Annotated in this window: 9 protein-coding genes; 7 read left to right on the plus strand and 2 right to left on the minus strand. The window is 71.4% G+C overall.

What is annotated here, in order from left to right; all coding sequences use genetic code 11:
• Window positions 1–62: 62 nt before the first annotated feature.
• Window positions 63–545 (plus strand): GNAT family N-acetyltransferase, encoded by a 483-nt coding sequence (locus BMZ92_RS32270; RefSeq protein ID WP_091515464.1) that lies wholly within the window; start codon window positions 63–65, stop codon window positions 543–545.
• 438 nt (window positions 546–983) lie between these two features.
• On the opposite strand, the gene BMZ92_RS32275 is transcribed toward BMZ92_RS32270, so the two are convergent.
• Window positions 984–1397: a MarR family winged helix-turn-helix transcriptional regulator gene (locus tag BMZ92_RS32275; RefSeq protein ID WP_091515467.1), complete on the minus strand. Its 414-nt coding sequence runs from the start codon at window positions 1395–1397 to the stop codon at window positions 984–986.
• A gap of 280 nt (window positions 1398–1677) precedes the next feature.
• Here BMZ92_RS32275 and BMZ92_RS32280 point away from each other — a divergent pair, with 280 nt between their 5' ends.
• Both BMZ92_RS32280 and BMZ92_RS32285 read left to right on the plus strand, forming a co-directional pair.
• The gene (locus BMZ92_RS32280; RefSeq protein WP_091515470.1) at window positions 1678–3696 is read left to right on the plus strand and encodes an MMPL family transporter; all 2019 of its coding nucleotides are present in this window, start codon (window positions 1678–1680) and stop codon (window positions 3694–3696) included.
• Between the two features lie 13 nt (window positions 3697–3709).
• Complete coding sequence (locus BMZ92_RS32285; protein WP_091515471.1) at window positions 3710–5158, plus strand: SDR family oxidoreductase; 1449 nt, start codon at window positions 3710–3712, stop codon at window positions 5156–5158.
• Window positions 5159–5161: 3 nt separating this feature from the next.
• Here BMZ92_RS32285 and BMZ92_RS32290 read toward each other — a convergent pair whose 3' ends face one another.
• Window positions 5162–5815, minus strand: coding sequence for an ACT domain-containing protein (locus BMZ92_RS32290; protein ID WP_091515474.1), 654 nt, complete (start codon window positions 5813–5815; stop codon window positions 5162–5164).
• A 510-nt stretch (window positions 5816–6325) separates the two neighbouring features.
• Between BMZ92_RS32290 and gatC the strand changes: the two genes are divergently transcribed.
• From gatC to BMZ92_RS32310, 4 genes are all read left to right on the plus strand, one after another.
• On the plus strand, window positions 6326–6625 hold the full coding sequence (gene gatC / locus BMZ92_RS32295; RefSeq protein ID WP_091515477.1) for an Asp-tRNA(Asn)/Glu-tRNA(Gln) amidotransferase subunit GatC: 300 nt from the start codon (window positions 6326–6328) through the stop codon (window positions 6623–6625).
• Window positions 6622–8115: an Asp-tRNA(Asn)/Glu-tRNA(Gln) amidotransferase subunit GatA gene (gene gatA / locus BMZ92_RS32300; protein WP_091515480.1), complete on the plus strand. Its 1494-nt coding sequence runs from the start codon at window positions 6622–6624 to the stop codon at window positions 8113–8115. The genes gatC and gatA overlap by 4 nt, the downstream gene beginning before the upstream one ends.
• The gene (gene gatB / locus BMZ92_RS32305) at window positions 8112–9617 is read left to right on the plus strand and encodes an Asp-tRNA(Asn)/Glu-tRNA(Gln) amidotransferase subunit GatB (RefSeq protein ID WP_091515483.1); all 1506 of its coding nucleotides are present in this window, start codon (window positions 8112–8114) and stop codon (window positions 9615–9617) included. The genes gatA and gatB overlap by 4 nt, the downstream gene beginning before the upstream one ends.
• An 89-nt stretch (window positions 9618–9706) precedes the next feature.
• Entirely contained in the window at window positions 9707–10183 is a 477-nt protein-coding gene (locus tag BMZ92_RS32310) for a hypothetical protein (RefSeq protein WP_091515506.1), read from the plus strand.
• Window positions 10184–10809: the final 626 nt, after the last annotated feature.

Genomic DNA, 10809 nt, shown 5'->3' on the forward strand with positions numbered 1-10809 from the left:
CGGCTGCGGGCCGCGTGACGCCGGGGGTTCGAGTGTCTGGAGGAGCGGGTGTCGGCGGCGTGATGGTGCGGGCGGCGCGGCCGGAGGAACACGCCGAGGTCGGTGCGCTGACGGTGGCGGCCTACGAGGCGGACGGCCTGCTGGTAGCGGACCCGGACTACGTGCACGAACTCGCCGACGCCGCCTCCCGCGCGTCACACGCGGACCTGCTGGTAGCGGTGACGGAGGCCGGTGAGCTGCTGGGCACGGTCACGGTCGTCACGCCAGGCACCCCACTGGCCGAGATCTCCCGCGAGGGCGAAGTGGAGTTCCGCATGCTGGCGACGGCGCCGCACGCCCGGGGCCGCGGCGTCGGCGAAGCCCTCACCCGCGCGGTCCTGGCCCGCGCTCGTGAACTGGGTGCGCGCCGCGTGGTGATGAGCAGCCTGGACAGCATGAAGTCAGCACACCGCCTGTACGAGCGGCTGGGCTTCAAACGCCTCCCCGAGCGGGACTGGGAACCGGTGGCAGGCTTCTGGCTCCGCGCGTACTCGGTCGATCTCTGATCCCTCTCCCGGCGGCCTCGCGCTATCGAGACTTGGCGCGATAGGACGGACCGTGGGTTATCGTTGTCCCGCGCTTGTTCGTGTTTCGTTCGCCTGTGGGCAGGTTGGCTCTCCCTGCTGTGGCCTTCTCGGTTGCCGCGGCGCCACCGGTTGCCGTGGTCCGCGTTTGCCGACATGCCTCCGGCCGTAGCCCGCGCACTTGCCGCTGGCGCCGGCCCGCGCGCAACCTTGCGTTTGTCGGGGTGCGATTCGCTTTGCCACGCTGCCGTCGGCTGTCTCGCGCGCTGCCCTTGTGGCCTTCGGCCGACGCGACGCCGCGTCTGTCGGAGCGCCATCCCCTTGCGTCGGTGTCATCTGAGGCCCTGCGAAGCCGCCTTGCCGTAGCCACCGCGCTGGCCGCTGCCACGTCATCACCCGCATCCGACGAGCGAGTGGGCTTCATCGCTTCCGCTGCAGGTGCTCGATCAGATCGATCAACCGCTCCCGGAACGCGGTGTCACTTCCCAGCGGCCCTATCACCGAGCTGTCGTCGCGGGCTATGCGTTCTGCCTCCGCACAGGCGTCGCGGCCCTTTCTGGTCAGGTGGGCCACGGTGCGGCGGCCGTCAGTGGGGTCGGGCACACGCTCCAGGTACTCCGCCCGGTGCAGGCGGTGCAGGGTGCGGCTCATCGTCTGGTCGGTCACCTGGCACCGCCGGGCCAGCTCCCGTTGCGAAAGCGGACCGCCGCGCAGCGTGTGCAGCACGATCAAGCCCGCGTGGGACAACCCCATTTCGTCGAGCCGGTCAGTCCACCGCTGCTCGACCACCCGCGCCGCCGTCGACAGCAGGCGACCGGTGGGCCAGGTCGCCATCCCCTCGTCAACCGGCGGAACCTCGGGGCTCGGCGAAGCGGCCGCTCTCTCGGCCGCGGGCCGATCGCCCGCCTGCCGCGAACCGGCCGTCCCCCCGTCCCCAGGCCGACCGCCGGCCCGCCGCGAAGCAGGTACCCCCTCGCCGACTACCCGGCCCCCCGCCTTCCGCGAAGCCGCCATCGTCACCTCCTTCCCCTGCTTACCATCGTGTGCTGCCGACCGAGGTGAACCGTGCAAAAATACTCAGCCTGCTGAACAAACGGCGAGAGGGCTTGGCGCCATGTCGACTTCGCGTCCCCTGCGTTGGGTGGTGCCGGCCCTCCTCGTGCTCTGCTGGCTCGCCGTCGGCGGGTTCGGCGGGCCGTTCACGGGCAAGCTCAGTGACGTCGCCACCAACGACAGTTCCGCGTTCCTGCCCAAGTCCGCCGAATCGACCGAGGTGCAGGACGAACTGCGGGCCTTCCGCACCGCCCAGGTCCTCCCGGCGATCGTCGTCGCGGAGCGGGGGAGCGGCGTCACCCCGCAGGACACCGGCTTTCTGACCACCGTCGCCCAGGCAATCCAGCGGGACCCGGCCGTCGCGACACCGCTCGGCGCGCCCGTACCCGCCAAGGACGGGCGGGCCCTCCAGCTCGCGATCCCCCTTGAGGCGGGTGACAAACCCGGTGAGGCCGTCGACCGCATCCGTGCCCTGCTCACCTCCCCGCCTGCCGGCCTCACCGTGCTCGTCACCGGTCCCGCCGCCCAGATCGCCGACCTCGTCACGGCCTTCGGCGGCATCGACGGGATCCTCCTGCTCGTCGCGGGACTCGTGGTCGCCCTCATCCTCGTGCTCGTCTACCGCAGCGTGCTCCTGCCGGTCCTCGTCCTGCTTTCCGCCGTCTTCGCACTCGGGCTGGCCGCGCTCGCCGTCTACGTCCTCGCCGACCACGGCGTCCTCACCCTCAACGGCCAGAGCCAGGGCATCCTGTTCATCCTCGTCTTCGGCGCCGCCACCGACTACGCACTCCTGCTCGTCTCCCGCTTCCGCGAGCAGCTCCGCGACACCGAACACCGCCTTGACGCCATCCACCTCGCCTGGCGCGCCACCCTGGCCCCGATCGTCGCCTCCGCTGGCACCGTCATCCTCGGCGTGCTGTGCCTGCTGTTCTCCGACCTGCAGTCCAACCGCGGCCTCGGCCCCGTCGCCGCGATCGGCATCGCCGCGGCACTGCTTTCCGCCACCACGTTCCTGCCCGCCGCGCTCGCTCTCACCGGCCGCGCCGCGTTCTGGCCCCTGCGCCCGAAATTCGGCTCCGAGCACCCGGAGAACCGCGGCATCTGGGCCCGCGTCGCCCGCCGCGTCGGCGCTCACCCCCGCGTGCTCTGGGCGGGCACGGCCATCGTCCTGCTCGTGGGTGCCGCGTTCGTGCCGCAGCTGAAGGCCGGCGGTGTCGCGCAGTCCGACCTCTTCCTGACCACAGTGGACTCCGTGACCGGCCAGGACGTGCTCACCAGGCACTTCCCCGGCGGCACGGGCTCGCCCACGATCATCCTCACGGACAGCGCGAAGACGACCGAGGTCACGCTCGCCGCCCACGTCGAAGGCGTCGCCCAGACCACCCCGGCCGCGTCCGCGAACGGCCGCACCCAGGTCCTCGCCGTGCTCGCCGATCCCGCCGACTCCGAAGCCGCGCTCGCCACAGTCCAGCGCATCCGCGACGCCGTGCACCCCATCGACGGCACCCTGGTGGGCGGCCAGACGGCGACCCAGCTCGATACCCAGCACACGTCGCAACGTGACCGCGCGTTGATCATCCCGATCGTGCTCGTCGTGATCTTCCTGGTGCTGGCGCTGCTGCTGCGCGCGCTGGTCGCGCCGCTGCTGCTCATCGCGACCGTCGTGTTGTCCTTCGCGGCCACGATGGGCGTCTCGGCGCTGGTGTTCGACCACGTTCTGGGCTTCCCCGGTGCCGACCCGGCCGTGCCGCTGTTCGGGTTCGTGTTCCTCGTGGCTCTGGGCGTGGACTACAACATCTTCCTGATGACCCGGGTCCGCGAGGAGACGGCGGAGCACGGCACGCGCCAGGGTGTCCTCAACGGCCTGACCCTCACCGGGGGCGTCATCACCTCGGCCGGGGTCGTACTGGCCGCCACGTTCGCCGCGCTCGCGGTGATCCCGATCCTGTTCCTCGCGCAGATCGCCTTCATCGTCGCGTTCGGGGTGCTGCTGGACACGCTCGTCGTCCGCTCGCTGCTGGTGCCGGCGCTCGCACTGGACCTCGGCAAACGCGTCTGGTGGCCGTCCCGGCTCGGCTGAGCGAGGATGGGGGATGCGTTGTGTGGTGTTCGGAGCGACGGGGTACCTCGGCGGGCGGCTCGTGCCCGAGTTGCTGACGGCCGGGCACAGCGTTCGCGCCGTCGCACGGACCCCCGGCAAACTCGCCGAGGTCCCGTGGCGGGACGAGGCAGAGATCGTCCGCGGGGACATCGCCGATGCGGACAGCGTCCGGTCTGCCGTGGACGGTCAGGACGTCGTCCACTACCTCGTCCATTCGATGCACCAGCGTGACTTCGCCAGCCTGGACCGGCAGGGTGCTCGCACTGTCGCCGAGGTCGCGAAGGCGGCCGGCGTGAGCCGCATCGTCTACCTCGGCAGCATCACCCCCGACGGCGACCAACTGTCCGAGCACCTCGCGTCGCGTGCCGAGGTCGGCCGGATCCTGCTCGGCTCCGGCGTGCCGACGGCCGTGCTGCGTGCCGCGATCATCCTCGGCTCCGGATCGGCGAGCTTCGAAATGCTGCGCTACCTCACCGAACGCCTGCCCGCGATGGTGACGCCGCGCTGGGTGCACAACCGGATCCAGCCCATCGCCGTCCGGGACGTGCTGCACTACCTCGTGCACGCGGTCGCTCTGCCACCGGAGGTCAACCGGGAGTTCGACATCGGCGGTCCCGACGTGCTGACGTACCTCGAGATGATGCGCCGTTACGCCGAGGTCGCGGGGCTGCCGCGACGGCTCGTCGTGCCGGTCCGCGTGCTGACGCCGTGGCTGTCGGCGCAGTGGGTCAACCTCGTCACGCCCGTGCCACGCAGCATCGCCGTGCCGCTGATCGAATCCCTCGTGCACGAGGTCGTCTGTCACGAACACGACATCACGCGGTACATCGCCGATCCGCCAGCGACGCACTTCGAACGCGCCATCGAGCTGGCCCTCGCGCGGGTCCGCAACGCAGACGTGCCCACCCGCTGGTCCGACGCGACCACGCCGGGCGCGCCGTCGGACCCGATGCCGACGGATCCGGAGTGGGCGGGCGGCAGCCTGTACGAGGACGTCCGCGAGTTGCCGGCGGACGCCGATCCGGAGACGTTGTGGCAGGTCATCGAGTCGATCGGCGGGGAACAGGGGTGGTACTCGTTCCCGCTGGCGTGGTCGGCACGTGGCTGGATCGACCGGCTCGCCGGGGGCGTCGGCCTTCGCCGTGGCCGCCGCGACCGGCGCCGGCTGCGCCCCGGCGAAGCGCTGGACTGGTGGCGCGTCGAGAAGCTGGAGCGACCGCGGCTGCTGCGCCTGCGCGCCGAGATGCGGCTGCCAGGGCGGGCGTGGCTCGAACTGACCGTGACCCCCGGGCCGGGCGGGGGTTCGGTCTACCGCCAGCGGGCGATCTTCGAGCCACACGGGCTCGCCGGGCACCTGTACTGGAAGTCGGTCGTGCCGTTCCACGCGATCGTCTTCGGCGGGATGGCCCGCAACATCACGGGCGCGGCGCGGCAGCGGTGAGAATCAACCCTCGAGGACGACCGCGACGATGCCCGCGAAGTGCGCCAGCCGCGCGACCTCCGCGGCGCGGAACATGGGCCCGCCCGGCCGTCCGACCAGCAGCGCCTTGCCCGGTTTGCCGAGCGGCGTCGCGGCCAGTTCCGTGCCCAGCTCCTGCCAGGTCTCCGGCACCCAGTCGTCCTCGCCGTCGAGGACCGTCGCGCGCTCCAGCGGCAGCCACGGCAGGTGCGTGATCGGCACCTCCGGCGCGGCGCTGGACGACGCGAGCCGCTGCACGCCCTCCTCCGAACCGGTCACCACGATCGACCAGCCGGCGCGGATGATCCGCGGCACGCCCTCGACCAGGGTTTCCAAGCCCTTCGCGGGCTGCGCGGCGATCTCCTCCACCAGTTCCAGCTCGCGGTGGGTGTCGAGCACGCCCGCGTAGGGGCGCACCGCGTCCACCTCGACGCCGGGGATGCTCTCGGCCGCGGTGATCAGCGCGTCCGGCAGGCGGCCCGACGGCAGCTCGATCACCAGGTCGTCGATGGCGACGCCACCGGTGCGCTCGACCACGTCCACGCTGAGGATGTCCGCCCCGATGGTGCCCAGCGCGGTGGCGACCGCCCCGAGGGTCCCCGGCGAGTCCGGGAGCTGAACCCGGATCAGGAAGGACAACGCGAACCCCTCTCGGGACTGGCGCCCCCGCCTTGCCCGGAAGCGCACACCGGCCGCTGATTGTGACAGACCCATCCTCCTCCCGGGAGTTGTCGTCCGCGTTCCGAGACCGTTCCGCGCGCAAGCTGGCATAACCAGGACTGAGCAGTTGTGTTGCTCGACCGACCCGCACGCTGGGGGAACGGTGAAACGAGCAGTGGCACACCTACCGGCCCGAGGACGGGCTTGACCAGGTGTGATCTTGCGCAACAGGAGCACGGCAACTGTTGCGCAACACTGAAGCACGCGCAATTGCGCTGCACCTGCAACCGAACAAGTGCGGCGCAACTGCGCGTGCCGCCAGTTGCGTACCGACTCGGTCGAACACCGCTCACCTGCGCGGTTTCGTCACGGTACGACGCAACAGGTGGCGCAAGTGCTGTTGCGCCCCGGCGCAACCGGTCCAGCCGCTCGCCATAGACTTGCGGTGCCGAAAACCCCAACGATCCGCACACCCCGGGAGTCACCCGCGTGCCCAACATTTCCCGTGCCGAGGTCGCGCATCTCGCCAAACTCGCCAGGCTGGCGGTCACCGAGGAAGAGCTCGACGTCTTCGCAGGTCAGCTCGACCAGATCCTGGACTCGGTGGCCAAGGTGCAGGAGGTCGCCGACGGCGACATCCCGCCCACGTCGCACGCCGTGCCGCTGACCAACGTCTTCCGCGACGACGTCGTGCGCCCGGGGCTGACGCAGCAGCAGGCGCTGCAGGGCGCGCCGGCCGCCGAAGAGGGACGCTTCCGGGTACCGAGGATCCTCGGGGAGGAACAGTGACCGACCTAACACGCCTCACCGCCGCTGAGCTGGCCGAAAAGCTCGCAGCCCGCGAGGTCTCGGCCGTCGAGGTGACGCAGGCCCACCTGGACCGCATCGCCGCCGTGGACGACTTCGTGCACGCGTTCCTGCACGTCGACGCCGAGGGTGCGCTGGCGGCCGCGAAGGCCGTCGACGAGGCGCCCGAGCGCGCGTCCGCGCTCGCCGGGGTGCCGCTCGCGCTCAAGGACGTGCTCACCACCAAGGACATGCCCACCACGGTCGGCTCGAAGACCCTGGAGGGCTGGCTCCCGCCGTACGACGCGACGGTCACGCGCCGCCTGCGCGAGGCGGGCTTGCCGATCCTCGGCAAGACGAACATGGACGAGTTCGCGATGGGCTCCTCCACGGAGAACTCCGCGTACGGCCCCACCCACAACCCGTGGGACCACGCCCGCATCCCCGGCGGTTCGGGCGGTGGCTCGGCCGCGTCGCTGGCCGCGTACGAGGCGCCGCTCGCGATCGGCACCGACACCGGTGGTTCGATCCGCCAGCCCGGCGCCGTCACCGGCACCGTCGGCGTGAAGCCCACGTACGGCGGCGTTTCCCGGTACGGGCTCGTGGCGTTCTCGTCCTCCCTCGACCAGGCGGGCCCGTGCGCGCGCACGGTGCTGGACGCCGCGCTGCTGCACGAGGTCATCGCCGGGCACGACCCGCTCGACTCGACCTCGATCGACGCGCCCGTGCCGCCGGTCGTGGCCGCCGCGCGCGAAGGCCTGCGGGGCGACCTCAAGGGCATCAAGGTCGGCGTGGTCAAGGAGTTCAGCGGCGAGGGCTACCAGGCCGGCGTGCAGCGCTCCTTCGAGGCGGCCGTCGACCAGCTGCGCGCGCTGGGCGCCGAGGTCGTCGAGGTGTCCTGCCCGCACTTCACCTACGCGTTGCCCGCGTACTACCTGATCGCGCCCAGCGAGTGCTCCTCGAACCTCGCCCGGTTCGACGCCATGCGCTACGGCCTGCGCGTCGCCGACGACGGTGAGCACAGCGCCGAGGACGTCATGTCGCTGACCCGCGAGGCCGGGTTCGGCCCGGAGGTCAAGCGGCGCATCATGCTCGGCACGTACGCGCTGTCCTCGGGCTACTACGACGCCTACTACGGCTCGGCCCAGAAGGTGCGCACGCTCATCACGCGTGACTTCGACGCCGCGTTCGAGAAGGTCGACGTGCTGGTTTCGCCGACCACGCCGACCACGGCGTTCAAGCTCGGCGAGCGCGTGGACGACCCGATGGCGATGTACCTCGCCGACCTGTGCACGATCCCGGCCAACCTGGCGGGCAACGCGGCGATGAGCGTCCCCAGTGGACTGTCCGATGAGGACGGTCTGCCGGTGGGCCTGCAGATCATGGCGCCCGCGCTGGCCGACGACCGGCTCTACCGCGTCGGCGCGGCCTACGAGGTCGCGCGCGGCGATTTCCTCGACCGGCTTCCGGAGCTGAAGGGGGTGTCGGCGTGACCGCTGTCGCCGACCTGATGGACTACGCCGAGGTCGTGGAGCGCTACGACCCGGTGCTGGGGCTCGAGGTGCACGTCGAGCTCAACACGAACACGAAGATGTTCTGCGGCTGCGCCAACGAGTTCGGCGGCGAGCCGAACACGCACGTCTGCCCGACGTGCCTCGGCCTGCCCGGCGCGCTGCCCGTGCTCAACGGCAAGGGCGTCGAGTCGGCGATCCGCATCGGGCTCGCGCTGAACTGCGAGATCGCGGAGTGGTGCCGGTTCGCCCGGAAGAACTACTTCTACCCGGACATGCCGAAGAACTTCCAGACCTCGCAGTACGACGAGCCGATCGCCTTCAACGGCTACCTCGACGTGACGCTGGACGACGGCGAGGTCGTGCGCGTGGAGATCGAGCGCGCGCACATGGAGGAGGACACCGGCAAGTCGCTGCACGTAGGAGGCCGCACAGGCCGGATTCACGGCGCGGACTACTCGCTCCTCGACTACAACCGCGCGGGCGTGCCGCTGATCGAGATCGTCACGAAGCCGATCACCGGTGCGGGCGAGCGGGCGCCGGAGGTGGCCCGCGCGTACGTGAGCACGCTGCGGGACCTGCTGCGGGCGCTGGACGTGTCGGACGTGCGGATGGACCAGGGCTCGCTGCGGTGTGACGCGAACGTGTCGCTGATGCCGAAGGGTGCCACGGAGTTCGGCACGCGGACCGAGACCAAGAACGTCAACTCGCTGCGCAGCGTCGAGCGGGCGGTGCGGTACGAGATGACGCGCCAGGCCGCGGTGCTCGCGAGCGGCGGCACGGTCACGCAGGAGACGCGGCACTTCCAGGAGGCCGACGGCACCACGTCCGCCGGGCGCACCAAGGAGACCGCGGAGGACTACCGGTACTTCCCGGAGCCCGACCTGGTGCCGATCGCGCCGTCGCGCGAGTGGGTCGAACAGCTGCGCAAGACGCTGCCCGAGAAGCCCGCGGACCGGCGCAAGCGCATCCAGACCGAGTGGGACCTGACGCCCGAGGAGCTGCGGGACCTGTTCAACTCGGGTGCGGTCGACCTGGTCGAGGCCACCGTCGCGGCCGGCGCGAAGCCGGACGACGCGCGTGGCTGGTGGGTCAACTTCCTGGCGCAGGAGGCGAACGCGCGCGAGGTCGAGCTGGCGGAGCTGGCGATCACCCCGGCGCAGGTGGCGCGCGTGACGGAGCTGGTGTCGTCGGGCGAGCTGACCAACAAGCTGGCGCGTGAGGTCGTCAAGGGCGTGCTGGCGGGCGAGGGCGAGCCGGACGAGGTCGTGGAGAAGCGCGGCCTGAAGGTCGTCTCGGACGACTCGGCCCTGCTCGCGGCGGTCGACGAGGCGCTGGCGGCGCAACCGGACATCGCGGACAAGATCCGCGGCGGCAAGGTCCAGGCCGCGGGTGCGATCGTCGGTGCGGTCATGAAGGCGACCAAGGGCCAGGCCGACGCGAAACGCGTGCGGGAACTGATCATCGAGCGGGTCGGCGCCTGACGGTGGCTCGAGGCTCGAAGCCCGGCGGGGCGTCGCGCGGCGCGGTCGGCCGCGCCGGCGGGGCCGCGCCGGGCTTTTCCCTTTCGCGGGTGTCGTGGCGGGAGTGGGTCGCGCTCGCGGCCGGGCTCGTCGCCGTGGGGTCGCTGTTCCTGCCGTGGACGAACCTGTCTGCGACGCAGCAGGACGTCGAAGAGGCGCTCAACGAACTGCCGTCGAACGAGGTGGCGCGCAACGCCTTCACCACGGGGTTCCTGGCTTGGGCCGGGCCGTTGGTGCTGGTGCTGGCGGGGGTGGCCGTCGTACTGCTCGGGCAGCGGCCGAAGGTCCGCAGCAGCGGGCTGCCGCACCTGTGGCTGATCGCGGCGGTGGTGGCACTGGCGTTGATGGTGCTCGCGTGGCTGGGCATCGGCTGGCAGTTCGACGAGGACGCGCGGGAGCTGCTGAAGGCCGGCGGGGTCGGGTTCTACGCCGGGGCCGGGCGGTATCTCGGGATGGCCGCGGGAGTGGCGTCGCTCGTGGCGGCGGTTTGGGATGTGCGCGCGCTGCGGCGGGGTGGGGCGCGGTGACGTTTGTTGTCGCTGGGGCTGGGCGTTCGAAGCTCTGACGCTGCCGGGACATTATCGCTGGGCGCTTTGCGTGGCGGAGGCCTGCGGGGTGCTGGGTGTTTGCGTGGCGGAGGCCTGCGGGGAGCTGGGTGTTTCGGTGGCGGGGGCCTGCGGGGTGCTGGGTGCTTTGGTGGCGGGGGCCTGCGGGGTGCTGGGTGCTTTGGTGGCGGGGGCCTGCGGGGTGCTGGGTGTTTCGGTGGCGGGGGCCTGCGGGGTGCTGGGTGTTTCGGTGGCGGGGGCCCGCGGGGTGCTGGGTGTTTCGGTGGCGGGGGCCCGCGGGGAGCTTCGGATGCGGGTCTGCGGGGAGCTTTGGGTGGCGGGGTCTGCGGGGAGTGGGCGCTTGGGGTTCCGGGGGCCTGTGGGGAGCTTTGGATGCGGGCTGCGGCGGGCGCTTCGGGTAGCGGGGTCCACCGGGCGTTGGGCGCCCTGCTCCGGGGCCCACCCCCGCCCCGATCTTTGAGTGTTCACGGCCGATCCGTCGCGTCAAGGGCGCTCAGTGTGAGGGTGTGGGTGGGCTGTGGCTTGGTGGTTATGGTCCGGTTTGGTTGCGTGGTGACTGGCAAGGGCGCTGCCGCCGTGTGGGGTTG

Origin of the sequence: Amycolatopsis sacchari, from assembly GCF_900114035.1 — a bacterium.
Lineage (GTDB): Bacteria > Actinomycetota > Actinomycetes > Mycobacteriales > Pseudonocardiaceae > Amycolatopsis_E > Amycolatopsis_E sacchari.

Coding starts and splice junctions, on each gene's coding strand:
- BMZ92_RS32285 (WP_091515471.1), top strand. CDS start 3,710: ATGCGTTGTGTGGTGTTCGGAGCGACGGGGTACCTCGGCGGGCGGCTC.
- BMZ92_RS32270 (WP_091515464.1), top strand. CDS start 63: ATGGTGCGGGCGGCGCGGCCGGAGGAACACGCCGAGGTCGGTGCGCTG.
- BMZ92_RS32280 (WP_091515470.1), top strand. CDS start 1,678: ATGTCGACTTCGCGTCCCCTGCGTTGGGTGGTGCCGGCCCTCCTCGTG.
- BMZ92_RS32275 (WP_091515467.1), bottom strand. CDS start 1,397: ATGGCGACCTGGCCCACCGGTCGCCTGCTGTCGACGGCGGCGCGGGTG.